24 protein-coding genes and 1 other RNA gene are annotated in these 23360 nt (G+C 64.7%); 23 read left to right on the top strand and 2 right to left on the bottom strand.

All coding sequences use genetic code 11. The features are described from left to right. Positions 1 to 30 precede the first annotated feature (30 nt). From ssrA to HWE01_RS01480, 20 genes are all read left to right on the top strand, one after another. Positions 31 to 411, top strand: a transfer-messenger RNA (tmRNA) gene (ssrA, locus tag HWE01_RS01385). Positions 412 to 978: 567 nt separating this feature from the next. Further along, entirely contained in the window at positions 979 to 1803 is an 825-nt protein-coding gene (locus HWE01_RS01390; protein ID WP_241820906.1) for a beta-ketoacyl synthase chain length factor, read from the top strand. Then, entirely contained in the window at positions 1796 to 2584 is a 789-nt protein-coding gene (locus HWE01_RS01395) for a lysophospholipid acyltransferase family protein (protein WP_008331566.1), read from the top strand. Before HWE01_RS01390 ends, HWE01_RS01395 begins: the two co-directional genes overlap by 8 nt. A 3-nt stretch (positions 2585 to 2587) precedes the next feature. Further along, positions 2588 to 2851 carry a phosphopantetheine-binding protein gene (locus HWE01_RS01400; protein WP_008331573.1) on the top strand — a complete coding sequence of 88 codons (264 nt, stop codon included), beginning with the start codon at positions 2588 to 2590 and terminating at the stop codon, positions 2849 to 2851. Between the two features lie 64 nt (positions 2852 to 2915). Further along, complete coding sequence (locus HWE01_RS01405) at positions 2916 to 3194, top strand: acyl carrier protein (RefSeq protein WP_241820907.1); 279 nt, start codon at positions 2916 to 2918, stop codon at positions 3192 to 3194. Between the two features lie 4 nt (positions 3195 to 3198). Beyond that, positions 3199 to 3765 (top strand): COG4648 family protein, encoded by a 567-nt coding sequence (locus HWE01_RS01410; protein WP_034350918.1) that lies wholly within the window; start codon positions 3199 to 3201, stop codon positions 3763 to 3765. 10 nt (positions 3766 to 3775) lie between these two features. Then, positions 3776 to 5515: an ApeI family dehydratase gene (locus tag HWE01_RS01415; protein ID WP_241820995.1), complete on the top strand. Its 1740-nt coding sequence runs from the start codon at positions 3776 to 3778 to the stop codon at positions 5513 to 5515. Further along, on the top strand, positions 5512 to 6288 hold the full coding sequence (locus HWE01_RS01420; RefSeq protein WP_008331585.1) for a glycosyltransferase family 2 protein: 777 nt from the start codon (positions 5512 to 5514) through the stop codon (positions 6286 to 6288). Before HWE01_RS01415 ends, HWE01_RS01420 begins: the two co-directional genes overlap by 4 nt. After that, positions 6285 to 7247: a lysophospholipid acyltransferase family protein gene (locus HWE01_RS01425; protein WP_241820908.1), complete on the top strand. Its 963-nt coding sequence runs from the start codon at positions 6285 to 6287 to the stop codon at positions 7245 to 7247. Before HWE01_RS01420 ends, HWE01_RS01425 begins: the two co-directional genes overlap by 4 nt. Next, on the top strand, positions 7234 to 8814 hold the full coding sequence (locus HWE01_RS01430) for an HAL/PAL/TAL family ammonia-lyase (RefSeq protein WP_241820909.1): 1581 nt from the start codon (positions 7234 to 7236) through the stop codon (positions 8812 to 8814). The genes HWE01_RS01425 and HWE01_RS01430 overlap by 14 nt, the downstream gene beginning before the upstream one ends. After that, a complete protein-coding gene (locus HWE01_RS01435) occupies positions 8807 to 9271 on the top strand; it encodes an acyl-CoA thioesterase (RefSeq protein ID WP_008331592.1) in 465 nt (154 codons plus the stop codon). The genes HWE01_RS01430 and HWE01_RS01435 overlap by 8 nt, the downstream gene beginning before the upstream one ends. Next, entirely contained in the window at positions 9268 to 9879 is a 612-nt protein-coding gene (locus tag HWE01_RS01440) for an outer membrane lipoprotein carrier protein LolA (RefSeq protein ID WP_241820910.1), read from the top strand. Before HWE01_RS01435 ends, HWE01_RS01440 begins: the two co-directional genes overlap by 4 nt. Further along, on the top strand, positions 9872 to 12286 hold the full coding sequence (locus HWE01_RS01445; protein WP_241820911.1) for an MMPL family transporter: 2415 nt from the start codon (positions 9872 to 9874) through the stop codon (positions 12284 to 12286). The genes HWE01_RS01440 and HWE01_RS01445 overlap by 8 nt, the downstream gene beginning before the upstream one ends. Next, the gene (locus HWE01_RS01450) at positions 12283 to 12846 is read left to right on the top strand and encodes a DUF3261 domain-containing protein (protein ID WP_241820912.1); all 564 of its coding nucleotides are present in this window, start codon (positions 12283 to 12285) and stop codon (positions 12844 to 12846) included. The genes HWE01_RS01445 and HWE01_RS01450 overlap by 4 nt, the downstream gene beginning before the upstream one ends. A gap of 13 nt (positions 12847 to 12859) precedes the next feature. Further along, positions 12860 to 14059, top strand: a complete 1200-nt coding sequence (locus HWE01_RS01455) for a beta-ketoacyl-ACP synthase (RefSeq protein WP_241820913.1) — start codon at positions 12860 to 12862, stop codon at positions 14057 to 14059. Next, the gene (locus tag HWE01_RS01460) at positions 14056 to 14529 is read left to right on the top strand and encodes a hotdog family protein (RefSeq protein WP_241820914.1); all 474 of its coding nucleotides are present in this window, start codon (positions 14056 to 14058) and stop codon (positions 14527 to 14529) included. Before HWE01_RS01455 ends, HWE01_RS01460 begins: the two co-directional genes overlap by 4 nt. Then, positions 14526 to 15263 (top strand): 3-oxoacyl-ACP reductase FabG, encoded by a 738-nt coding sequence (gene fabG / locus HWE01_RS01465; RefSeq protein WP_008331599.1) that lies wholly within the window; start codon positions 14526 to 14528, stop codon positions 15261 to 15263. The genes HWE01_RS01460 and fabG overlap by 4 nt, the downstream gene beginning before the upstream one ends. Next, positions 15260 to 16504: a beta-ketoacyl-ACP synthase gene (locus tag HWE01_RS01470; RefSeq protein ID WP_008331600.1), complete on the top strand. Its 1245-nt coding sequence runs from the start codon at positions 15260 to 15262 to the stop codon at positions 16502 to 16504. Before fabG ends, HWE01_RS01470 begins: the two co-directional genes overlap by 4 nt. Positions 16505 to 16662: 158 nt before the next feature. Beyond that, positions 16663 to 17388: a 4'-phosphopantetheinyl transferase family protein gene (locus HWE01_RS01475; protein WP_008331603.1), complete on the top strand. Its 726-nt coding sequence runs from the start codon at positions 16663 to 16665 to the stop codon at positions 17386 to 17388. An 88-nt stretch (positions 17389 to 17476) separates the two neighbouring features. Continuing rightward, complete coding sequence (locus HWE01_RS01480; RefSeq protein WP_241820915.1) at positions 17477 to 18235, top strand: hypothetical protein; 759 nt, start codon at positions 17477 to 17479, stop codon at positions 18233 to 18235. Between the two features lie 159 nt (positions 18236 to 18394). On the opposite strand, the gene HWE01_RS01485 is transcribed toward HWE01_RS01480, so the two are convergent. Both HWE01_RS01485 and HWE01_RS01490 read right to left on the bottom strand, forming a co-directional pair. Further along, positions 18395 to 19465, bottom strand: coding sequence for a maleylacetate reductase (locus tag HWE01_RS01485; protein WP_008331608.1), 1071 nt, complete (start codon positions 19463 to 19465; stop codon positions 18395 to 18397). A 7-nt stretch (positions 19466 to 19472) separates the two neighbouring features. After that, a complete protein-coding gene (locus tag HWE01_RS01490) occupies positions 19473 to 20339 on the bottom strand; it encodes an intradiol ring-cleavage dioxygenase (protein ID WP_241820916.1) in 867 nt (288 codons plus the stop codon). A gap of 139 nt (positions 20340 to 20478) precedes the next feature. Here HWE01_RS01490 and HWE01_RS01495 point away from each other — a divergent pair, with 139 nt between their 5' ends. The 3 genes from HWE01_RS01495 (at position 20479) to HWE01_RS01505 (ending at position 23341) form a co-directional block, all read left to right on the top strand. Next, positions 20479 to 21396 (top strand): LysR family transcriptional regulator, encoded by a 918-nt coding sequence (locus HWE01_RS01495; RefSeq protein WP_241820917.1) that lies wholly within the window; start codon positions 20479 to 20481, stop codon positions 21394 to 21396. 101 nt (positions 21397 to 21497) lie between these two features. After that, positions 21498 to 22091, top strand: coding sequence for a chalcone isomerase family protein (locus tag HWE01_RS01500; protein WP_241820918.1), 594 nt, complete (start codon positions 21498 to 21500; stop codon positions 22089 to 22091). Between the two features lie 5 nt (positions 22092 to 22096). After that, complete coding sequence (locus tag HWE01_RS01505; protein WP_241820996.1) at positions 22097 to 23341, top strand: MFS transporter; 1245 nt, start codon at positions 22097 to 22099, stop codon at positions 23339 to 23341. Positions 23342 to 23360: the final 19 nt, after the last annotated feature.

Raw genomic sequence — 23360 nt, forward strand, 5'->3', positions numbered from 1 at the left:
CCAGCGGGATTTGCGAAGCTTCAACACCACGGGGCCGACTTGGTTTCGACAGGGGTTGCAAAGCGGAACAGGGCATGCCGAGGACTGGTTACCTCGTTAATCCATCCGGAACTGCTTAAATGCAAACGACGAATCTTACGCTCTCGCAGCGTAAATCGCACCTAGAAACCTAAGAAACTTCTAGCTCTACAGCACTTCTTCCCTGGGGTGTGCTGGCAACAGCGGTAGAGTCATTTACAGGGAATCGTGGCGTATGGGGTTACTTCATACGTCATTAAATCCAAGGTAACTCGTCCTGTCGAAGCGTGTGCGTCCGCGTCGCCAGGATCAAAACCAATTGACTGCACTACGCATGTAGAACTGTCTGTAGAGTGCTTCTGGACGCGGGTTCAATTCCCGCCGGCTCCACCAATACCAATGCCCGACTGTGTATGCAGTCGGGCATTTTTGTTGCCCCTGGCGGGTCTGCGAGGGTTGACGCGGATTCCCGCGACTTGGTGGTTGGGCTGGGTTGCCAGAAAAAAACCGTTCTGACTTTCTCCAGGCCATTTTTCTCTCCTGCTGTTGATTTGCTCGCAGAATTGACTCTCTCCCTCCGACCCTAAACAAGTTCCAGAATCGCGCCACGGCGTTTCGTGCCGGGCCACCGAAATAGTTAAAAAATTGGCGCTGAGAACGTACATCCCTTCACTTCAAGACGATAGACAACGTACCGAATCGACAACACCAACCCGGCGGATAAGCCCCCTGGCTGTAGCTCTCCGTGTTTCTCCTTGAAAATTTCGTGTTAATTCAAGAGGGTTTTGTCGTACCATTACCCGGTCTTACAAATTGTAACGTTTAAAGACACCGGATAAGTGCTGTAAATAAACAAGAAAACGGCGTATCCACCGATGCAGGCAGCGTACCGGCCTGCTTCGGAAGAAGGGGGATCCGGTAGATAACACCGCCAAGTAGAAGCCTGGGGCTTTTGACGATATGTATTCAGGGGATGTCAGTTTTTCAGTTGCATCGCATGCGCAGTGGGTTCCGGGTCTCGAATCCCAAGCTGACTGGCAACGATGGATCAGGCATGATCGCCAGGCTGCAGGTTCGGGGGAACCAGCAGTCAAGGCCATGCCGCCCATGCTGCGCCGACGCACCAGCCCGGTGGGCAAGCTGGCGCTGGAAGCCGCCTACGGGGCCTTCAATGCTGCCTCCCTTGGCACTGCCGCCCGCCAAGTCGGCGACGCCAGCGATAGCACCACGGACAGTGCCGGCCTTGACATCCCGGTGGTGTTTGCTTCGCGCCATGGCGAATGCGCCCGTTCTGTTGAGCTCCAAATGGCCTTGGCCGCTGCCGCCCCCATGTCGCCCACCGCCTTCAGCCTCTCGGTGCACAACGCCAACGCCGGCCTGTTTTCCATCGCCCGTGGCAGCCAGGCCAATACGGTGGCCATTGCGGCCGGCCAGAGCACGGTCGAACATGCCGTCATCGAAGCCTGCGGCCTGCTGGCCGACGGCATGCGTCAGGTGCTGCTGGTGGTGGCCGACGCACCACTGCCGGCGCTCTTTTCCGACTTCGCCGATGAACACGAAGAGCCCTGCGGCTGGTCCTGGCTGATGCAGGCGGCCGACGAAAACGCTGCATTACCCACACTGTCCCTGCAATGGCAGCAGGTGCAAGCGGCCAGCCACACCATGCCCTGCGCGCGAGGCACCGCCGGGCCCGCTGCGGTATTGCGCTTTTTCCTGGACGCCGCAGCGTCCACTCTGCAGCGGCAGGCCGACGGCCGTCACTGGCACTGGATGCGACATGCTTGAACGGGTCCTGCCGCTGATCGACCGTGGCTGGCGCATCTTGGCCACGGGGATGTGTTTTGCTCTCTTCGGACTGGGCGGGCTGCTGCTGCGACTGGTGATCTTCCCCGTTTTGCAATATCTGGTCCGGGATCCGCAGCAACGCGTGCTGTGGTCGCGCCACCTCATCCGCCTGGCGTTTCGCGCCTTCGTCGAAGTGATGCGCCTGTGCGGCGTGATCCGCTATGAAATCACCGGACTGGAACGTCTGAACCGCAACGGCCTGCTGATCCTGGCCAACCATCCGACGCTCATCGATACGGTGCTGCTGATGGCCTTCGTGCGCCATGCCGACTGCATCGTCAAGGGTGCACTGTGGCGCAATCCCTTTACCCGTGGACCGGTGCAAGCGGCCGGCTACATCAGCAATGCCCAGGGGCCGGATCTGATCGATGATTGCATCCGCTCCATCCGCAGCGGCGGCAATCTCATCATCTTCCCCGAGGGTACCCGCACGCCCGGCGACGGCCAGATCAGCCTCAAGCGCGGTGCGGCCAACGTCGCCGTGCGCGGCGGCTGCACGATCACGCCGGTGCGCATCCGCTGTACGCCCGGCACCCTCGGCAAGGGAGAGAAATGGTGGCAGGTGCCGGCCACGCGCGCGCATTTTCGCCTGCACATCGGCGAGGACCTTCAACCGCATCACATCATCGGCAACGAGCAGCTGCACGGCGCCGACCATCCGACACTGGCCGCGCGCCAACTGACGACTTACCTGCAACAGTACTTCATGAAAGAGAACTAGGCCATGCACGACCTGGAACAAGACATCAAGCAACTCATCATCGAGGCCCTCGACCTGGAAGACCTCGCCCCCGAGGATATCGACAGCGCCGCGCCCCTGTTCGGCGATGGCCTGGGCCTGGATTCCATCGACGCACTTGAACTGGGCATGAGCCTGCAGAAACGCTATGGCATCAAGCTTTCTGCCAATTCCGAAGAGACCCGCAAGCACTTCGCCTCGGTACAGGCGCTGGCTGCGCTGGTGGCCAGCCATCAGGCCACGGCCTGAGCGCCTCCCCAGGCTGTACATCACCACAACGACGTTGCCAAGCCACTTGCAAGAGAAGCACATCATGACCACTCTGACACCTGACATGACCAAGGACGAAATCACCGTGTGGATCGTCGATATGCTGCACGAGATGTTCGAGCTCGACAAAGCCACCATCACGCCCCAGTCCAACCTCTACACCGATCTCGACATCGACAGCATTGATGCCGTCGACATCGTGGTCAAACTCAACCAGACCACGGGCAAGCGCATCCAGCCCGACGTCTTCCGCAGCGTGCGCACGGTGCAGGATGTCGTGGATATTCTGGCCACGCTGATGCGCGAACAAGCGCACGCGTAAGCGCATGAAACCTCCCGCGATGTCCCGGCTGACCGCCCTGGCCGGCCCGCTGTTGATCCTGCTGTATCCCCTGCTGATCTGGTACGCCCACGGCAAGCTGGAACCACGCATGCTGGCCCTGCTGCTGGTGCTCATCGCCGCGGTGCGCCTGTTCACCAGCCGCAGCAGCCGCCCGCTGCGTTGGATGGGCGTGGCCGCGCTGGCGCTGGCCGCGCCGGCCCTGGCCTGGAATGCGCTGCTGCCGCTGAAGCTCTATCCGGTAGCCATCAGCGGCGGCATGCTGGCCCTGTTCGGCTACAGCCTCTACAAACCGCCTACCGTCATCGAACGCATGGCACGCCTGAGTTCTCCCGACCTGCCGCTGTTCGTGATCGCCTATACACGCCGGGTTACCCAGGTGTGGTGCCTGTTCTTCGCGGTCAATGGCAGCATCGCCCTGGGCACCGCACTGTGGGCCTCGCCAGCGGTGTGGTCGATGTACACCGGGGTCATTTCCTACGTCGCCATGGGCGCGCTGTTTGCCGGCGAATACCTGGTGCGCCTTTACGTCCGGCGCCAGCATCATGCGTGAGACAGTCGACATGCCCGCCACCACAAGGCTGGACCTGCTGCAACTACCGTTCCAGGCATTTGACGGCGAACGCGTGATCGGCTGGCGCGACGGCGTGGCGGTCACGTATGCCACCTGGCGCGCCGAGTTGCTGCGCTGGAAGCAGTTGCTGCAGACCACGCCGGGCCAGCGTTTCGCCCTCTTCCATCAAGACACGCTACATTTCGCTGCCGCCCTGTTGGGTACCTGGCTGGCCGGCAAGACAGCCTACCTGCCCAGCGATGCCCTGCCCGACACCTGCGGCCAGTTGCGCGGCGAGGTCGATGGTTTCCTCGGCGACTTCGGTGTCCATTGGCCGGCCTTGCAGCCCGCTCCTGATGCCTCCTTCGACGAGCCTTCCTCTCCTTGGCCCGCCTTGCGCGCGGACTTCGCCGGCCTGGTGGTCTACACCTCCGGCAGCACCGGGCAGGCCCAGGCCATCCCCAAGCAACTGGGCCAGATGGCCAATGAAGTGGCCACGCTGGAGGCGCTCTTCGGTGCCACAGTGGGTCAGGCCGAAGTGGTCGCCACGGTATCGCACCAGCATATTTATGGTTTGCTGTTCAAGGTCTTGTGGGCGCTGTGTGCGGGACGTCCGGTGCATGCAGGCAGCGCGTTCTTCCCCGAGGATCTGCAGCGCATGGCTGGTAACCGCCCGTGGCTGCTATTGTCCAGCCCGGCCCATCTGAAACGCCTGCCCGAGCAGGCCACGCAACCGGATGCGCGCCAACTGCGCGCGATCTTCTCTTCCGGCGGTCCGCTGCCGGCCGAAGCGGCATGCGATGCCGCGCGGCTGCTGGGGCAGCGTCCGCTGGAAATCTATGGCAGCTCCGAAACCGGTGGCATCGCCTGGCGCCAGCCCGACAGCGATCTCCTGCAGCGCCGCGAGCACTGGCAGGCCATGCCCGGCGTGTCCGTGCGCCTCGGCGCCGAAGGCGAACTGGAAGTGCGCTCGCCGCACCTGCCCGACAGCGGCTGGTTCAGCATGGCCGACCGTGCCGTGCTGATGGAAGACATCCCCGCTGCCTTTGAACTGCGCGGGCGCAGCGACCGCATCGTCAAGCTGGAAGAAAAACGCATCTCGCTGACGCGCATCGAACAACTGCTGGCCGCCAGTCCGCTGGTCGAGGAAGTGCGCGTGATCGTTCATCAAGGCCGCCGCGCACGCCAGTTCATCGCTGCCTTCGTGGTGCCCACTGCGCAAGGTCAAGCCCTGCTGGTCGCACAAGGCAAACTGGCCCTTAACGCCGCGCTCAAGACGGCATTGGCCGGCGCCATCGAAGCCATCGCCCTGCCGCGCTTGTGGCGTTACCTGGAGGCACTGCCGGTGAACTCGCAAGGCAAGGTTACGCTCTCGGCACTGACCGCGCTGCTGGAGAGCAGTGCGCCCACATTGCCGAACGTAACCGAACTGCAGCGCAGCACAGGGCAAGTGCAACTGGCGCTGGACATCCCCGCCGACCTGCTCTACTTCCGCGGCCACTTCCCCGGCGCACCCATCCTGCCCGGCGTGGTGCAGACCGACTGGTCGCTCACGCTGGGCCGGCGCTACTTCAACCTGCCGCCACGCTTCCTGGGCCTGCAGACCTTGAAGTTCCAGCGCGTCATCACACCAGGCATGCGCGTGCTGCTGGACCTGCAATTCGATACCGCCAAGTCGCAGTTGTCCTTCCGTCTGCACTCGGACGCAGGCCAGCACGCCAGCGGCCGCTTCCTGCTGGGGGCGGCATGACCGCATCCACCTTGCACAGTACCGTGGTGGTGATCCCGGTCTACGACCACGAGCACGCCATCGGCGCGGTAGTCGCTGCCGTACGCGGTCACGGGCTGCCTTGCATCCTGGTCGACGATGGCAGCAGCCACGTCTGTGCCGCCGTGCTGCGACAACTGGCCGCCACCGATCCGCAACAGGTCACGCTGCTGGTCCACACCCGCAACCAGGGCAAGGGCGGCGCCGTCATGACCGGCCTGCGCCATGCCGCGTCGGCTGGCTACACCCACGCCTTGCAGATCGATGCCGACGGCCAGCACGACAGCGCCGACATCCCGCGTTTCCTGGCCGCATCACAGGCGGCTCCGGCCGCCGTCATCAACGGCAAACCGATCTATGACGACAGCGTGCCCAAGGGCCGGCTCTATGCCCGCTACCTGACGCACATCTGGGTGTGGATCAATACGCTGTCGCTGGAGATTGCCGATTCGATGTGTGGCTTCAGGGTCTATCCACTGGCGCCGACGCTGCAGTTGATGGATAGCGCTCCTATCGGGCGGCGCATGGATTTCGATACCGAAATCCTGGTCCGCCTCTACTGGCGCGGCCTGCGCGTAAACAACCTGGCCACGCGGGTACGCTATCCAGCCGACGGTGTGTCGCACTTCCAGGTCTGGCTGGACAACGTACTGATCTCGCGCATGCACGCCCGCCTGTTCTTCGGCATGTTGCTGCGCGCGCCGCTGCTGCTGGCGCGCGGCAGCTGGCGGCGCCTGGGCGGGCGCAGCGCATGAGCCATCCACCCCGTACGCGCCATTGGGCGCAGATCAACGAAGTCAGCTTCGTGGCCGGCATGCGTTTGCTGTTCGCGGTCTATCGCCTGCTGGGCCGGCTGCCCTTCCGGCTGATGCTCTATCCGGTGCTGTGTTGGTACATCGCTGCCAATGGCCGGGCCCGCCAGGCCTCGCGTGCGTTTCTGGCGCAGGTGCGGCGATACCGTCCGGAGCTGCCGCTGCGTTCCGGGATTTTTGGCGTTTTCCTTCACTTCGCCGCATTCGGCGAAAGCCTGCTGGACAAGATGTTGCTGTGGGGCGGCCTGTTCCCCATCAAAAACGTTCATTTGCACAGTAGCGCGCCTATTTCCGAGGCCATCGCCGCCGGGCGTGGCGGACTCATCATCTGCACCCACCTCGGCAACCTCGAGCTGTGCCGCGTGATCGGCCGCCAGCATCCCGCCCTCAAGCTGACGGTACTGGTGCATACGCGCCACGCCCAGGCCTTCAACCAGATGCTGGCCCAGCTGGATCCGGCCAGTCAGTTGAACCTGATGCAGGTCACCGACATGTCTCCAGCTACTGCCATGATGCTGGCCGAGAAGGTGGCACAGGGCGAGTTCGTGGTCATCGCCGGTGACCGGGTGCCGGTCTCGCCGCAGCCACGGGTGGCGCGCGCGCCTTTCCTGGGCCGCAGTGCTCCCTTTCCGATCGGCCCCTACGTCATGGCGGCGCTGCTGCAATGTCCGGTGTTCCTGATGTTCTCGCGCCGCAGCGCCGAAGGCGCGGAGGTCAGCTTTGAAGCCTTCCGTGATCGCATCGTCCTGCCACGCAAGCAGCGTGCAGCGGTGCTGGACGAACTGGCGGCAGCCTATGCCGCACGCCTGGAAGCGCACTGCCTTCAGGCGCCTTACCAGTGGTTCAATTTCTATGATTTCTGGGCCGATTGCGCCCTGGACGAACAGCATGCCTCACACTGACGTTTCCTCTTCCGCCAAGAGCGCCCCTGTCTGCTTCGGCGCCCAGCCCCTCACCATCGAGGATGTGGTGGCGCTGGCGCGGCGCGAGCGCACGGTGCAACTGCACGACGCCGAGAGCTTCCGTGCACGTATTGCGCGCGGTGCCGATTTCCTCGACCGACTGCTGCGCGAGGATGGCACCATCTATGGCGTCACCACCGGCTATGGCGATTCCTGCACGGTGACCGTGCCGCCGCAACTGGTGCCGGAACTGCCGCATCACCTCTACACCTACCACGGCTGCGGCCTGGGAGCGCTGTTCACGCCGGAGCAGGCGCGCGCCATCCTGGCGGCCCGGCTCAATTCCCTGTGCCAGGGCTTCTCGGGCGTGAGCGTGGCCTTGCTGGAACAGATCGCGGCGCTGCTGCAACACGATCTGTTGCCGCAGATTCCCTGCGAAGGCTCGGTGGGTGCCAGTGGCGATCTCACGCCACTGTCCTACCTCGCCGCCGTACTGTGCGGCGAGCGCCAGGTCTGGCGCGATGGCACCACAGTGCCGGCCGCCGAGGCACTGGCCGCAGCCGGCCTGACGCCGCTGCGCCTGCGTCCCAAGGAAGGGCTGGCCATCATGAACGGTACCGCCGTCATGACCGCGTTGGCCTGCCTGGCCTTCGACCGTGCGCGCTACCTGTGCCAGCTGGCTACCCGCATCACGGCCATGAGCAGCTTCACGCTGGATGGCAATGCCCACCATTTCGATGCCACCCTGTTCTCGGCCAAACCGCATCCGGGCCAGCAGCAGGTGGCGGCCTGGCTGCAGCGCGACCTGCCGTGCGGCCAGGCGCACCGCAACGAAAAGCGTCTGCAGGATCGCTATTCGGTGCGCTGTGCGCCGCACGTGATCGGCGTACTCAACGATGCCCTGCCGTCGCTGCGCCAGTTCATCGAGAACGAACTCAACAGCGCCAACGACAACCCGCTGATCGATCCGGATGGCGAGCGCGTGCTGCATGGCGGCCATTTCTATGGAGGGCACATCGCCTTCGCCATGGACAGCATGAAGACCGCCGTGGCCAACATCGCCGACCTGCTCGATCGCCAGATGGCCCTGATGGTGGACCAGCGCTACAACAACGGCCTGCCGGCCAACCTGTCCGGCGCCCAGGGCGAACGCGCGCCCATCAACCATGGCCTGAAGGCCCTGCAGATCAGCACTTCGGCGTGGACTGCCGAAGCCCTCAAGCTGACCATGCCGGCCTCGGTATTCTCGCGCTCCACCGAATGCCACAACCAGGACAAGGTGAGCATGGGCACCATTGCCGCGCGCGATTGCCTGCGCGTGCTGGAACTGACCGAACAGGTCGCGGCCGCCTTGCTGATCACGGTGCGCCAGGGCGTGTGGCTGCGCAGCCAGCGCCAGCAACCCGGCGATACGCCGCTGCAGGACTTGCCGGCCGGCCGTCTGGCCGCCATGCAGGCCGCGTTGGCCGAAGACATCGCGGTGGTTGATGAAGACCGCATGCTCGAACCCGACCTGCGCCGGCTGCTGCAGCGTCTGCGCGCCCAGGCATGGAGTCTGTATGACTGACCCCCTCCTGCCTGCGGGCAAGATCACCCTGGCCAATTCGCCCTGGCGCGGGGAGGTTGAGTTGCAGATCCAGTTCTATGACCTCGACCCCATGGAAATCGTCTGGCATGGCCGTTATGTCGAATACATGGAAGCCGCGCGCTGCGCCCTGCTAGACGGCATCGGCTACAACTATCCCGCCATGAAGGAGTCCGGCTATGGCTGGCCGGTGATCGACCTGCACCTGCGCTATGCCGCACCGGCGCGCTTCGGCCAGCGCATTCGCGTCAGCGCAGCCATCGTCGAGTGGGAAAACCGCCTGCGCATCGACTACCTCATCAGCGACGCCGTCAGCGGCGCGCGCCTGACCCGTGCCTCCACCGTCCAGGTGGCGGTGCAGATGAACAACCACGAGATGTGCTTCGTTTCGCCCCCGGTGTTGTGGCACAAGCTCGGACTGACGCCTCCCACCCCATGAACGCACGCTCCCTTCTCTGCTGCTTGGCCTTGCTGGCCATCCAGCCTATCGCCCAGGCCGCTGCGCCGGTACAACAGATCCAGTCCAGGCTGGCCAAACCGACCGTGATGTGTGGTCGCTTCGACCAAACCAAGCAACTGACCGGCATCAAGAAGCCACTGCAATCGCATGGGCGCTTCTGCGTGCTCAAGGGCCGGGGCATCCTGTGGCAGACGCTGCAACCGTTCCCCGGTACCCTGCGCATCACTCGCGACGCCATCGTGCAGATTCAGGATGGCCGCATCGCCATGAAACTCGATGCGCAACAGGAACCGGTGGTAAAGATGATCAATAGCGTCCTCTTCTCGCTGCTGGCAGGGGATTTGAGCCAGCTCGACACGCTCTTTGAACTCGATGGCAGCCTGCGCGACGGCCACTGGCAGGTCGCGCTCAAGGCACGCCAGCCGGCCCTGGCCAAGGCCATCGGCGACATCAGCCTGGCCGGTGCCAGCTATGTGGACAAGGTCAGCATGCAGGAAGCCAGCGGCGACCGTACCGAGATCAGCTTTTCGGCCATCAAGACCGGCGAAGGCGCCATGACGGCCGAAGAAGGAGCCCTGTTTGACTAAGCCCGGCCGTTGCCTGCAGCGCCTGTTGGCGCTGGCATGGCTGCTGGCGGTGCTGCTGGTGGCCGGACACAACGCCTGGCTGTGGCTGGGCCAGCGCGCCAGTCCCGATACCGACATCCTCGCGCTGCTGCCCGGCGCCAACGGCAAGGATGTGGTGCGCCAGCAAGCCTTTTCTCACATGGTCGACGCGGCCCAGCAAAAGCTGGTGGTACTGGTCGGCGACCGAGACTGGAGCCGGGCCCGCGCCGGTGCACAGGCCTATCTTGACGTCCTGCGCGGGCATGCTGAACTGATCGTGCCAGTCAGCGGTGACTCTGCGCAATGGCAAAGCCAGTGGCTGGACAGCCTGGAGGCTAGCCGCACCGTGCTGCTCAGCGATACCCAGCGCGCCGAGCTGGCCGTCGGGAATGCACAGCAATGGAGCCAGCGCGCCCTGGCGGGTCTTTACGGTGCCTTCGGCGGACCGCGTCTGGGCGCCTGGCAGGATGATCCCTTCGGACTCTTCAGCCAGTGGGTCCAGGAACGCGCCAAGGAAACGCCGGTGCGTCCGCGTGATGGCCAGCTCTTCGTAGAACGTGACGGCATCAACTATGTCCTGCTGCTACTGGAGTTGAAGGCCCCGGCATTGTCGATGCAGGCACAGGAGCAGGTCATGCCTTTGCTGACACAGGCGCAGCGAGCCGCCCACAACCAGGCCAGCGAGGTCGTCAGCGGCGGGGTGATTCTGCATGCCGCCGCCGCCAGTGCCCAGGCCGGCAGTGAGAGCGCCACCATCGGCGCCGGCTCGCTGCTGGGCATCCTGCTGTTGATGTGGCTGACCTTGCGCTCCTTCAAGCCGATTCTCTACATCGCCCTGTCCATTGCCGTCGGTTGCCTGGGTGCGCTGTCGGTGAGCATGCTGCTGTTCGGCAAGATTCATTTGCTGACCCTGGTATTTGGAGCCAGCCTGATCGGCATCGCTCAGGACTATGGTATCTACTTCCTCTGTGCCCGCCTGGCAGCACCGGCCTCGCAGGATTCACAGGCCCTGTTGCGACGCCTGTTGCCGGGGCTTGCGTTGATGTTGCTGGCAGCCCTGATCGGCTATCTCGGCATGGCCCTGACGCCCTTCCCCGGTTTGCAGCAAATGGCCGTGTTCTCCGCACTGGGACTGGTGTTTGCCTGGCTGACGGTGATCTGCTGGTTCCCACAACTGATCGGTCCGCACACGCTGCGCGCGACCCCGCGAGCGCTGCGCTTCGGCCAGAGCATCGCGCGCTGGCCTGATCTGCTGGGCGGCTTCGCCTGGCACCTGGTCCTGCCCGGGGCGGTAGCGCTGATCGGACTGGCCATCGTCGGGGTCGCCCGTCTGCACAGCAGTGACGACATCCGTGCCCTGCAGAAAAGTCCACCTGCCTTGCTGCAGGATCAGATCCGCATCAGCCAGTTACTGGACATGGCCGCGCCGGTACAGTTCTACCTGGTGCGCGGCGCGTCGGCCGAGGCCGTCTTGCAGCAGGAAGAGGCGCTGCGCGAGAAGCTGCAACCGCTGCTGCAACGCAAGCTCATCAGCGGCGTACAGGCGCTCTCCAACTGGGTTCCCTCGCAGCGCCGCCAGCAGGAGAATTTGTCCCTGCTGCATCGCAGTCTGCTGGATACCCGAGGCGATGCGCCCGATGCCATCACCCTGACTGCCCGCGCCATCGGGGAGAGTGCGCAGTGGGCGCAAGCGCTGCGCCAGCGCATGCTGGAGAAGACCCAGCCGATCACGCCAGCGCAATTCCTCGCCACCCCGGCCGCAGCCGCCTCGCGCCATCTGTGGCTGGGACAAGTGGATGGTCAATTCGCCAGCATCGTCGCCCTGCGCGGGCTGGCCGACTATCGCCAGCTCGACCAGTTGGCCGCCGTCGCCGAAGGACTGCCGGGTGTGCAATGGGTGGACAAGGTTGGCGAGATCTCGTCGGTGCTGCGTCAATACCGGATCATGATGGCTTGGGCGCTGCTCTGCGCCTACGCGGCCATCTTCGCCCTGCTGACGCTGCGCTACCGCCGCCGCGCCTGGCGCGCGCTGGCGCCGCCGCTGCTGGCCTCGCTGCTGACCCTGGGCCTGTTCGGCTGGCTGGGTCAGCCGCTGCAACTATTCCACGTGCTGGCTGGACTGCTGGTGCTGGGACTGGGCGTGGACTATGGCATCTTCCTGCTCGAATCTTCCCCAAACCAGCGTGCACATGCCTGGCTGACCGTCGGCCTGTCTGCCGCCAGCGCACTGCTCTCCTTCGGCCTGCTGGCGTTGAGCAAAAGTCCGCCACTGCACGCCTTTGGCCTCACCATGCTCTGCGGGATGCTGCTGGTGTGGCTGCTGGCCCCCCTGTTCACCCATCCCGGTCTGGACACCTTGCGCGCCCAGCCGGTCAAGGACTCCGTATGAAACCCGCCCTGCTGCTTGCCGCCATGACCGTCGCCTTCCTGCTTGTCGCCTGCGCCGCGCCCATGGCGCCCGATGGCCGTGCCCCGGCGCGCCTGTCCCTGCGACTGTCGCCGGCCGCACTGGGACAAAGCATCAGCCTGCAGCAACATCTGACGGTCGAGCGCGGCAGCCGCGTCGACCAACTCGACACCGCCCTGGAAATCGATGCCGGGCATGTCGATCTGGTCGGTCTGGCCTTCGGCCAGCGCGTCATGTCGCTTCACTATGATGGCCAACGCTTGCAGGTCTGGCGTCATGCCTTGCTTCCCAGCCAGGTACAAGGTGAAGATGTGTTGCAGGACGTACAACTGACGCTCTGGCCGACCGAGGCGATTCGCCAGGCACTTCCTGAGGGCTGGGAGTTGCGCGAAGCCCAGGCTCAACGTACCCTCCTGCTCCACGGCGAAACGATTGCCGTGATCGACTATCCCGACCAGCGGCGCTGGGGAGGGAAAGTGATCCTGAACAATCTGCGTTACCACTACAAGCTGACGATTCAGTCGGTGGTAACCTCTGAATGACATCGCCCCAAGCATGAGCCTTTATCTCAACGCCCTCGGCATGGTCTGCCCGCTAGGCGGCACGCACGAGACGATCCGTGCGCGTCTGCTGGCCGGTCAGAGCGGCCTGCGCGACGATGCACGCCATGTCGACGCAAATGGCACGCCACTGGCACTGGGCGCCGTGAGCGAGGATACGCTGCTCCCGGAAGACGGCCATCTGCCCCTGCGCGAACGCAGCCGTAACAATCGCCTGGCGCTGGCAGCACTGCAACCCATCCGTGCTCAGGTCGATGCCGCCATCGCCCGCCATGGCGCAGAACGTATTGGCATTGTGCTCGGGACCAGTACCTCCGGCATCGCCGAGGGCGAGGCCGCCTTTGCCGCACGGGCCAGCAGCGGCAGCTTTCCGCCCGGCTATCACTACGGCCAGCAAGAATTGGGCTCGCCCGCCACCGCGTTGCAACTGACGCTGGGCACCACCGGTCCGGCCTACGTGCAATCGAGCGCCTGCGCTTCCAGCGGCAAGGCCATCGCCAGTGCTGCACGCCTGCTCAACATGGGTCTTTGCGACGCCGTGCTCTGCGGCGGCGTCGACAGCTTGTGCGATTTCACCATTGCCGGCTTCACCGCACTGGAATCGGTGAGCACCCAACGTTGCAATCCGCTCTCACTGCATCGCCAGGGCATCAACATCGGCGAAGCTGCGGCCCTGTTCCTGCTCACGCGCGAGCCGGCGCCCGTGCAATTGAGCGGGTGGGGCGAATCCTCCGACGCCTATCACATCTCGGCCCCCGATCCCCGGGGCAGGGGCGCACAACTGGCTATCAGCCAGGCTTTGCGCCGTGCCGGACTGCGCGCTGACCAGATCGACTACATCAACCTGCACGGCACGGCAACAGCGCAAAATGATGCGATGGAGTCACACGTCATCGAGACCCTGTTCGGGCTGGCAGTGCCGGTGAGCTCGACCAAGCCCTTCACCGGCCACACCCTGGGCGCGGCCAGCGCCGTTGAGGCCGGACTGTGCTGGCTCCTGATGCAGGACGGCAATCCGGACGGCCTGCTGCCGCCGCATCTGTGGGATGGCGTGCCTGATCCGGCGCTGCCGCCACTGGCGCCGGTAGCGATCGGGCAAGCTCTGGGCCGGCCGCTGCGGCACGTGCTCTCCAACTCCTTCGCCTTTGGCGGCAGCAACGTGGCGCTGGTGTTTTCTCGCCGGGAGGACACATGAATCCGGCCCTGCAAGATATCCCGCCGATTGAGCAACTGCTGCCGCACGCCGCCCCCATGATCCTGATCGACCGCGTGGTGGCGGTGAGCCACGATCAACTGCAGGCCGAACTGGAAATCCGCCACGACAGCCTCTTCCGGCAGGGCAGCGGCGTAGGAGCCTGGGTCGGCATCGAATACATGGCGCAGAGCATCGCCGCCTGGGCCGGTTACCACGAACTGAGCCAGGGCGGTCGCGCCAAGATCGGCTTTCTGCTGGGATCGCGCCGCTATCACTGCGCAGTTCCCGAATTTGCCACCGGCATGCGCCTGGGGGTGTCGGTGCAACTGCTGTTGCAGGCGGAGAACGGGCTGGGCTCCTTCGAATGCCGCATCACCGACCTGGCGACGCAACAAGAACTGGCGCAAGCCACCGTGTCGGTGTTCCAGCCGCACGACGCAACACACTATCTTCAAGAAGGCATGGCATGACCACATCGGGAGAACACAGCATTTTCGTCACCGGCTCGAGCCGGGGCATCGGCCGCGCCATCGCGCTGCGCCTGGCACGCGAGGGGTACCACATCGTCCTGCATTGCCATGCACGGCGCGACGCCGCCGACCAGGTAGCCGCCGAGATCGCGGCGCTGGGCCGTCAGGTCCGCGTACTGCAATTCGACGTCGCCCACCGCGAGCAAGCCTCGCAAGCCCTGCTGGCGGACGTGGAACAGCACGGCTGCTACTACGGCGTGGTCTGCAACGCCGGCATCACCCGCGACAACGCGTTTCCCGCCATGCCCGGCGAAGACTGGGACAGCGTCTTGCGCACCAACCTCGATGGTTTCTACAACGTGCTCAATCCGCTGGTCATGCCCATGGTGCGGCGGCGCGCTGCGGGCCGCATCGTGACCCTGGCCTCGGTGTCCGGGCTGATCGGCAATCGCGGCCAGGTCAACTACAGCGCGGCCAAGGCCGGCGTCATCGGCGCCACCAAGGCGCTGGCGCTGGAACTGGCCAAGCGCGACATCACCGTCAATTGCGTCGCCCCCGGCCTGATCGATACCGACATGACCGAAGACGCTCCCGTCGAGGAAATCCTCAAACTGATCCCCGCCCGCCGCGCCGGCAAGCCCGAGGAAGTGGCGGCGGCCGTGGCCTTCCTGATGTCGCCCGATGCGGCCTACATCACGCGCCAGGTAATCTCGGTCAACGGAGGCCTGGCATGACGCATCCCCGCAGCGAGCGCCGGGTGGTGGTCACCGGCATGGCCGGCATCAGTCCCATCGGCACCGACTGGACCAGCGCACTGGCGCAGTTGAAGACCTATACCAATGCCGTGCAGCGCATGCCCGGCTGGGATGACTACATCGGCCTGCACACCCGCCTGGGTGCACCGGCAGCAGAGTTTTCGCTGTCCGAACGCTACAACCGCAAGACCACGCGCAGCATGGGCCGGGTCGCCCTGATGGCCACCCGCGCCAGCGAATGGGCGCTGGCCGATGCCGGGCTGCTGGAAGATCCTCTGCTCAAGAGCGGCCAACTGGGTATCGCCTATGGCTCCTCGGCCGGCACGCCCAATGCGATTGCCGACTTCGCCATGATGTTCGCCGAAAAGAATACCCGCGACATCAACGCCAATACCTACCTGAAGATGATGGCCCACACGGCGCCAGTGAACATGGGCGTATTCTTCGGCATTACCGGTCGCATCATCACCACGTCCAGCGCCTGCACCTCGGGCAGCCAGGGCATCGGCTATGCGTACGAGACCATCCGCAGTGCGCGTCAGGTGGCGATGGTCGCTGGCGGTTCGGAAGAACTGTGCGCCACCGAAGCCGCAGTCTTCGATACGCTCTACGCCACCAGCGTTCGCAACGACACTCCGAAGCTCACGCCCAGCCCCTTCGACCGCGACCGCGACGGCCTGGTGCTGGGCGAAGGCGCCGGCAGCCTGATTCTGGAAGACCTGGAACACGCCCAGGCACGCGGGGCGCGGATCTATGCCGAGATCGTCGGTTTCGGCACCAACAGCGACGGCGCCCACGTCACCAATCCCAACGCTGCCACCATGCAGGCGGCTATCCAGATGGCGCTGGACGACGCCGGCTTGCCGGCCTCGTCCATCGGCTACATCAATGCGCACGGCACCGGTACGCGCCAAGGTGATCTGGCTGAGACCCAGGCCACCGCACGCGTGTTCGGCCATCGCGTACCGATCAGCTCGCTCAAGAGCTACATGGGCCATACCCTGGGTGCCTGCGGCGCGCTGGAAGCCTGGCTGTCCATCGAGATGATGCGTCACGGCTGGTTCGCTCCGACCATCAATTTGCAGCATCCCGACTCCGACTGCGGCGAACTGGACTACCTCACCGGGCAAGGCCGCGCACTGCAGTGCGAATACGTGATGTCGAACAACTTTGCCTTCGGTGGCATCAACACCTCGCTCATTTTCAGACGCTGGCCCTGAACGCCCCTCCTCTGCCTGCTCTGCCTCCTCTCATGACAAGGAAAACAAGCGATATGAAGATCATTTCCCTCTCCCTCGCACTGACCCTGGCGCTGGCCGCCACCATGGCCGGTGTCGCCCTCAAGGGCGACATCGTCAAGCTGGGCAAGTAAGTCGTCATGGCCTTCACCGTAGCCTGGGTGGTGGATGGCCGCAGCTTCGTCGGCGCGGGCGCATGTTCCTCCACGCTGGCCCGACTGGCGGCGGTCCTGTCGCCCAATGAGCGCATGCGCCTGCAGGGTTTCCTGCGTCCGCAGCGTGCGGGCGAATTCCTGCTGGCCCGGCTGCTGATGCGCCATGCACTCATGCAGGTCAGTGGCTGCCGCCTGGACGACATCGCGGTAAGCGAGCCAGGCGGGGCCGCTCCGGTGGTGCGCATCGCAGGTGAGCTGGCCGATGGGGTCGGGCAGCCAGCGGTCAGCCTCTCGCACAGCCGCGGCTGGATCGCCTGTGCGGTAGGAGTGGGCACGCAGATCGGCGTGGACATCGAAGCTCCTGCGCCCGAACGCGACCTGTCGGCACTGGCGGAGCTGGCCTTCACACCGCATGAGTTGTCCAGCCTGGAAGGCCTCACCGGCGACCAGCGGGAAGCCGCCTTCTATCGGCTGTGGTGCGCCAAGGAGGCCGATTACAAATGCCGCCACAACGCCCGTCAGAACCAGGTTGCCTTGACTGGCGACGCTCCGTCCTTCCTGCATCACGAACCTGGGGCGCACTACCATCTGTGTCTCTGTACTACGGTGCCGGTGCGGCTGCACCCTGCGCAAGACATCGCGCTGCCGACCCTTCTGGAGCTTACCGGCAGCCAGAGCAACGCAACACCGCAGCAATACGACGGCGGCTGATACACCGCAAGACTGTCATCGCTGGACCGCAGTAAACCGCATCACCGAACAAGAACACTCAACCACGTAGACATATCAAGGGGAAAACATGTCCACATCACGCATCTGGCTGCTCGCAGCCGGCACACTTCTATTGACCACCGCCTGCTCCACGCCGGAAGAGCGCATGGCCAAGTTGCAAATCAAGCAGCAGCGGCTGGCAGTGAAGTCGCAGCAAGCAGCACAACGCGACGAATTTCGCACGAAGGCGGTGTCCGCCGCGGTGACCGACCAGCGCACGCCGTTGGAAAACGTCCTCAAGGCGCTTGGCAGTTGCGACGCCAGCTTCGCGGCGACGGTACGCCAGTTCTCCGGCGCGTTGCAACCGGCTTTCGTGGTCACCCTCAAGGGCCCGGTGGCCAGTATCGATGTCCCGGACCGTAGCACCGCAGGCCGCAACCACATCGCCGTAGCGGCCCCGGCACAGGCCTACGGACAAATCCTGAGCGGCTACTACGACGAACGCCTGGAAATCAACGGCCAGTTGCAGAAGATCAGCTGGGGTTTCTTCAGTCCGGCTACGCCGGAACAACTGGTCAAAGCCTTGGGTGCGGCCATCCCCAACTTCAAGCGCACCAGCCGCGAGCTGGAAGGCAACTACGTGCGCATGGAAATCTTTGATCGCGGCGGATGGCACCGCACCACGCGCTTTGAGCATTATCGGGCCCAGGCCAATGTACTGGGCGAGCGCTCCTTGGTCATTGAAGCTTCGCGCGATCCAGCTTTCCCGGGTAGTCGCATCGGCTGTTCAGTGCGTGGCACACAAGTAGCGCAGTTCCAGGACGAGCTGCGGCCAGAGGTGGATTAGGGCCTGTTCACATTCAATCTGTGAGATGCGTTGCCCCCAGAAGGCGTGGTGGCAACCCTCCGGGAGAGGCCGCCCGTGGCCTGGCCGATGTTCCTGGCCTGGCGGTCTCCTGGTAATCTGGACGTCGTCTATGCAAGCCTTGCACCGCCACACCATACGTCACTCAGGCGCATCCCCCTGCCAGGCACGCTCCAGCAAGGTCCGCAGCGCCGCGCGCTCCAGCGGACGCGGATTGGCATAGGCATTCTGCAAGGCGATGTCGGTGCAGCGATCCAGCGCCTCATAGGGCATACCCAGCTCGCGCAAGGACAGCGGCGCCCGCAGCTTGCGCGCCAGCGCATGCAGCCCCTGCGCGGCATCGTCGGTGCCCAGTGCCCGTGCGATGCGCTGCATGGCCTGCGGTGCGGCCGGTGCGTTGTAGGCCAGCGCATGCGGCAGGATCACGGTATGCGTCTGCGCATGCGGCAGGTTGTAACTGCCTCCCAGGGTGTGGCACAGCTTGTGATGCAGCGACATGCCCACATTGCCCAGCACCGTGCCGCACAGCCAGGCACCATACAGGCATTGACTGCGTGCCGCGAGATCATCACTGCGCACCAGCAGCTGCGGCAAACCCTCGGCCAGTGCGCGCAAGCCCTCTTCGGCCAGCAGCGACATGATGGGGTTGGCGTCCGGCGCATACAGGCCCTCGGCCGCATGTGCCATGGCGTTGATGCCACTGGTCACCGACAGCGGCAGCGGCAGGCCAAGACTCAATTCGGGATCATAGATGACCGTGCGCGGCAACACGCGCGCGGCGCGGCCGGTCTTCTTGAGACCGGCTTCGGTGATGCCGTAAATGGGCGTCATCTCGCTACCGGCATAGGTGGTCGGGATGGCCAGGATGGGCAGCTCGGATTCCAGTGCAATGGCTTTGCCCAATCCCATGGTGGACCCGCCACCAATGGCGATGGCACAGTCCGCGCCCAGCGCCTGGGCCACCGACCGCGCGTGTCGTGCCGTCTCGATAGGCACGTGCATGACGGCCTGGTCGAATACCCCGGCGCAACGATCGCCAATCAGGGACGCCACGCGCTCGGCCTCGGCACGCTGGCCGGGCGTACACAGTACCAGGGCACGATGCGCGCCCAGAAGCTCGGTTTCTCGAACCAGATGTTGCAGGCTGCCGGCACCGAAGATGACACGGGCAGCAGCGCTGCTATAAGTGAAACTGGGCGCGGACAGGGACATGGCGGACTCAGGTGCGCTGGGGATTGAGGATGAAATCATAGTCCAGCGTGTAAAAGGGCTGGTCACACACCGTGCCATCGGGCGCGGTACCGGCCTCGTGGCGCGGCCAGTCGGCAATGAGGGTGGAGCGTACACCGAAGACGGCATCGGATTGCAGGTATTCATCGCCACGACGGAAGACGTGGGTAATCAGCGTCTCATAGCCCTCGGCCTGGATGCGGAAATGCAGGTGCGCCGGTCGCCACGGATGACGGCCCAGGGTCTCCAGCATCCTGCCCACCGGGCCGTCGTGCGGGATCGGATACGAATTGGCGAGGATGCTGCGGAAGTGGTAACGCCCGGCCGCATCGGTATGAAGCGTACCGCGCGCCTGCAACTGCGCCAGGTCCGGATACTGCACGTCATAGAAACCATCCTCATCGGCTTGCCAGACTTCCATCCTGGCGTTGGCAACGGCTTGGCCATCCAGACCGCGTACGCTGCCGCTGACGAAGCAGGGCTGCCCCTTGGCCCCGTTGGAAATATCCGCCCCCAGCGGATAAACCGGGGAGTTCTCCACGTGGAAAGGACCGAACACGGTCGCCTCGGTGCAGCCGGCCGGCTTGTGGTGCTGCTGTGCCATCACCAGCGTGGACAGCCCGAGCGTGTCGGAGAGCAGAATGAATTCCTGGCGCTTGTCCGAACACAGTTGCCCGGTCTCGGTGAGGAAACGGATGCCCGCGAACCACTCCTCCTCGGTCAGCCTGACTTCGCGCGCAAAGGCATGCAGATGCTGCACCAGGCTGGTCACGATCTGCCGCAGGCGTTCATCGGCCATGCCGGCATGGCGCGCCAGGACGGCCTGGGTGATGGTGTCTTCGTTGAGATTGAGCATGGTCTCCTCGGCGATGGGGAAAATGGTTTTGATTTTTTCGCTGAGCGGTAATATAGGTCTTATTTTTCTGCAGATATATGACGAATGTGGAAAACTGTTTTCCACTTCGGACTGCCCACCTCGCCAGGAAAGCCGCCCCATGGACCGCTGGAATCAATTCGAACTCTTCGTACAGGTAGCCGAGCTGGGCAGTCTCTCGCGCGCGGCCGAAGCGCTGGGCATGTCCAATGCCGCCGCCAGCCGCAGCCTGGCGGCGCTGGAAGAACGCCTGGGCGCACGTCTAGTGGAACGCAGTACGCGCCGCCTGGGCCTGAGCCAGGCCGGCGAGGGCTTCTACCGCCAATGCAAGGCGGCACTCACGCAGATGAAGGAAGCCGAAGCCCTGGTCAACGCCAACAGCGTCGCACCGGGCGGACTGCTGCGGGTGACCTCCTCGCTGTCCTTCTGCATGAAGCACATCAGCCCGCTGCTGCCACGCTTTCATCGGCTCTATCCGGACATCACCCTGGACGTGGTCTCGGCCAACCGCTACGTCGACCTGCTCGACAGCGGCATCGACGTGGCCATCCGTACCCGCGAGTTCGAGCCGGATTCCAACATCGCCGTGCGCCGCCTGGCGGCCACCCGCCGCATCCTGGCCGCCTCCCCCGGCTACCTGGCCGCGCGCGGCGTACCACGGTCGCTCGAAGAGCTGGCCGCGCATGACCTGCTGGTGTACAGCCACGCCAACCACCCCAACCAGCTGCGCTTCACCCATCGCGACGGCCATGAACGGCAGCTGGACATCAGCGCCCTGATGCAATCCAACGACGGCCAGATCATCCGCGCCGCCGCGCTGGAGGGACTGGGCATCCTGATCCAGCCCAACTACATCATCTATGACGACGTCGTCGCAGGCCGCCTGGTCCCGGTGCTGGACGAATGGGACTTGCCTCGCCTGACCATCAACATCGCCTACCAGGGCCGCAAGCACCTGCCGGCCAGGGTACGCGTGTTCGTCGACTTCCTCCTGCAGCACTTCGCGGAAATGGACTATGAGCGCAAATGGACGCGCTGAGCAACGTGTCAATACTAATTGGTAAATATTAAATACCAATTGGTAGCTTTTATCTTATACTGGTAATCCCCTGGTCACCCAAAGTGTTGAGGAGACTCCCGATGCCCGACGCTACCGTTGCCCCCCTCGAACTGCCGCGCCAAGCGCACCGACAGCGCCTGCAACTGGTCGGCTGCATGCTGCTGCTGGTGCTGGCGGCCCTGTGCCCGGGCCGCGCTGCCCATGCCAGCGAGCCCTGGCGCGAAGCCCTGCCCGCCCGGGTTGAGCCGCTCGGCAGCGGCACCATGACCTGGCTGGGTTTCCGCATCTATCATGCCACCCTGTGGGCAGCACAAAAGCCGCTGGATGAAAACCAGCCCTTTGCCCTGCAGCTGGATTACCAGGTCAAGATCAGCCGCGACAAGCTGGCTTCCACCTCCATCGATGAAATCAAACGCATGAGTCCGGCCCCCATCGCCGGCCCGACCCTGGCGCGCTGGAAGAGCGAGCTGGAGAGCGCCTTCGTGGACGTGGCCGATGGCGATGAACTGGTCGGCGTCTATCTGCCCCGGCGCGGCATGCGCCTGTATGACCGCAAGCGGATGCTGGCCGAGATCGCCGATCCGGAACTGGCGCGCTCCTTCTTCAACATCTGGCTGGGCCAGCCCAGCCGTGACGACAAGCTGCGTCGCCGCCTGCTCGGGGAGATACCTTGAGCGCAGTGATGGAGCCCTCCTGCGCGCCGCGCTCGCGGGCCGGCAATGCCGCCTATGGCATGCTGGGCGCACCGCTGGCCATGGCGGCACTGCCGCTGTTCGTGCAGATCCCGGCCTACTACGCCAGCCACGTCGGCGTGGCGCTGGCGCCGCTGGGTTGGGTGCTGTTTGCGGCGCGCCTGCTGGACATGCTGCAAGATCCCCTTTTCGGTCACTTGCTGGACCGCTCGGCGCAACGGCAGAAGCGCTGGATGGCCGCCGCAGGCGTGGTGCTGACATTTGCCTTCATATGCCTCTGGAAGCCCCCCGCCACGCCCCAGGCCGCGATGGTGTGGCTGGTCGGCATGCTGGTGCTGGCCTACGGCGCCCACAGCATGTTGAGCATCGCCTATCTGTCCTGGGGCTCGCGCCTGCCGGAACAGGGCATGCGCGCCGTCGCCTGGCGTGAAGGTGCGGGCCTGGCCGGGGTGATCGTCGCCAGCGTGGTACCGGTCGGCATCCTGGCCGCAGACCCGGCATTGATCGACCAGCGCATCACCTGGTATTGCCTGTTCTTCACTGCCGTACTGGGCGGTGCGCTGTTGTTGCTGCTGCGCCAGCCGGCGCCAGCGATGACGGCGCAGGGCCAGCGCTGGGCGGTGTCGCTGCGCGGGCTGTGGGCCAACCGGGCGTTTCGCGCGCTATTGCCGCCCTACCTGCTCAATGCCCTGTCGGCTGCCGTTCCGGCGACGCTGGCGCTGTTCTTCATCGAGGATCAATTGCAGGAGCGCGCACTGGCCGGCGTCTTCCTGGCGACCTATTTCGGCGCAGCCGCGCTGGGGCTGCCGCTCTGGAGCGCCCTGGCACGCCGCATCGGACCCATCGCCTGCTGGCGCCAGGCCATGCTGCTGTCCATCGTCGGCTTCGTCGCTGCGGTTCTGCTGGGGCCGGGCGAGCGCTGGGCGTTTCTCGCCGTATGCCTGGCCACCGGCGCGGCACTCGGTGCGGACCTGCTGCTGCCACCGGTCCTGCTGGCGCGCGTGGTCACCCAGCCTGGATCGGTGGGCAGCGCCTTCGGCATCCTCACCATGCTGGGCAAGCTGGCCCTGGCACTGGCGGGCATCGCCCTGCCGCTGTTGTCGGCGCTCGGTTACCACCCGGGCCAGGGACCCGGCAGCAGCCTGCCGCTGGTCTATGCGGCCCTGCCCTGCGTGCTGAAACTGGCGGCTTTTCTGGTGCTGGGGCGCTATGGTCGCCAGCATCCCGCATGATCGGTCTTCCGCTCTACCG

Origin of the sequence: Herbaspirillum sp. C7C8, from assembly GCF_022627875.1 — a bacterium.
Taxonomy (GTDB): Bacteria; Pseudomonadota; Gammaproteobacteria; order Burkholderiales; family Burkholderiaceae_D; genus Herbaspirillum.

Excerpts from the sequence above, each read along its gene's own strand:
- HWE01_RS01390 (WP_241820906.1), top strand. The coding sequence starts at position 979 with ATGTATTCAGGGGATGTCAGTTTTTCAGTTGCATCGCATGCGCAGTGG.
- HWE01_RS01395 (WP_008331566.1), top strand. The coding sequence starts at position 1,796 with ATGCTTGAACGGGTCCTGCCGCTGATCGACCGTGGCTGGCGCATCTTG.
- HWE01_RS01400 (WP_008331573.1), top strand. The coding sequence starts at position 2,588 with ATGCACGACCTGGAACAAGACATCAAGCAACTCATCATCGAGGCCCTC.
- HWE01_RS01405 (WP_241820907.1), top strand. The coding sequence starts at position 2,916 with ATGACCACTCTGACACCTGACATGACCAAGGACGAAATCACCGTGTGG.
- HWE01_RS01410 (WP_034350918.1), top strand. The coding sequence starts at position 3,199 with ATGAAACCTCCCGCGATGTCCCGGCTGACCGCCCTGGCCGGCCCGCTG.
- HWE01_RS01415 (WP_241820995.1), top strand. The coding sequence starts at position 3,776 with ATGCCCGCCACCACAAGGCTGGACCTGCTGCAACTACCGTTCCAGGCA.
- HWE01_RS01420 (WP_008331585.1), top strand. The coding sequence starts at position 5,512 with ATGACCGCATCCACCTTGCACAGTACCGTGGTGGTGATCCCGGTCTAC.
- HWE01_RS01425 (WP_241820908.1), top strand. The coding sequence starts at position 6,285 with ATGAGCCATCCACCCCGTACGCGCCATTGGGCGCAGATCAACGAAGTC.
- HWE01_RS01430 (WP_241820909.1), top strand. The coding sequence starts at position 7,234 with ATGCCTCACACTGACGTTTCCTCTTCCGCCAAGAGCGCCCCTGTCTGC.
- HWE01_RS01435 (WP_008331592.1), top strand. The coding sequence starts at position 8,807 with ATGACTGACCCCCTCCTGCCTGCGGGCAAGATCACCCTGGCCAATTCG.
- HWE01_RS01440 (WP_241820910.1), top strand. The coding sequence starts at position 9,268 with ATGAACGCACGCTCCCTTCTCTGCTGCTTGGCCTTGCTGGCCATCCAG.
- HWE01_RS01450 (WP_241820912.1), top strand. The coding sequence starts at position 12,283 with ATGAAACCCGCCCTGCTGCTTGCCGCCATGACCGTCGCCTTCCTGCTT.
- HWE01_RS01455 (WP_241820913.1), top strand. The coding sequence starts at position 12,860 with ATGAGCCTTTATCTCAACGCCCTCGGCATGGTCTGCCCGCTAGGCGGC.
- HWE01_RS01460 (WP_241820914.1), top strand. The coding sequence starts at position 14,056 with ATGAATCCGGCCCTGCAAGATATCCCGCCGATTGAGCAACTGCTGCCG.
- fabG (WP_008331599.1), top strand. The coding sequence starts at position 14,526 with ATGACCACATCGGGAGAACACAGCATTTTCGTCACCGGCTCGAGCCGG.
- HWE01_RS01470 (WP_008331600.1), top strand. The coding sequence starts at position 15,260 with ATGACGCATCCCCGCAGCGAGCGCCGGGTGGTGGTCACCGGCATGGCC.
- HWE01_RS01475 (WP_008331603.1), top strand. The coding sequence starts at position 16,663 with ATGGCCTTCACCGTAGCCTGGGTGGTGGATGGCCGCAGCTTCGTCGGC.
- HWE01_RS01480 (WP_241820915.1), top strand. The coding sequence starts at position 17,477 with ATGTCCACATCACGCATCTGGCTGCTCGCAGCCGGCACACTTCTATTG.
- HWE01_RS01485 (WP_008331608.1), bottom strand. The coding sequence starts at position 19,465 with ATGTCCCTGTCCGCGCCCAGTTTCACTTATAGCAGCGCTGCTGCCCGT.
- HWE01_RS01490 (WP_241820916.1), bottom strand. The coding sequence starts at position 20,339 with ATGCTCAATCTCAACGAAGACACCATCACCCAGGCCGTCCTGGCGCGC.
- HWE01_RS01495 (WP_241820917.1), top strand. The coding sequence starts at position 20,479 with ATGGACCGCTGGAATCAATTCGAACTCTTCGTACAGGTAGCCGAGCTG.
- HWE01_RS01500 (WP_241820918.1), top strand. The coding sequence starts at position 21,498 with ATGCCCGACGCTACCGTTGCCCCCCTCGAACTGCCGCGCCAAGCGCAC.